Origin of the sequence: Parafrankia sp. Ea1.12, assembly GCF_900465275.1 — a bacterium.
GTDB lineage: Bacteria > Actinomycetota > Actinomycetes > Frankiales > Frankiaceae > Parafrankia > Parafrankia soli.
In genome coordinates this window covers 1-219 of the sequence record NZ_UBIZ01000445.1, presented here as the reverse complement: position 1 = coordinate 219, position 219 = coordinate 1, and the positions used below count along the sequence as shown (strand labels likewise).

Sequence of the window (219 nt, the reverse complement as noted above, 5' to 3'; positions counted from 1 at the left end):
ATCCGTCGGGGTGGGCGGTGACCCCGAGGACGTGGACGGTGCGGGAGCCGACCTTTATGACGAAGAAGCAGTACAGCCGCCGCAGCGTCACCGCGCAGTCCACGTGGAAAAAGTCCACGGCCAGCATCGTCGACGCCTGCGTACGCAGGAACTGTCGCCATGTGGTGTCGGTCTGCCGTTTCGGAGCTGGGGGAGCCCCAGGGACGTCAGGACCCGGCG

The 219-nt window shown here is 67.1% G+C and carries 1 pseudogene; it reads right to left on the bottom strand.

The annotated features are described in order from the left end of the window. Positions 1–219, bottom strand: a pseudogene (locus FMEAI12_RS26205) (transposase); the annotation flags it as partial.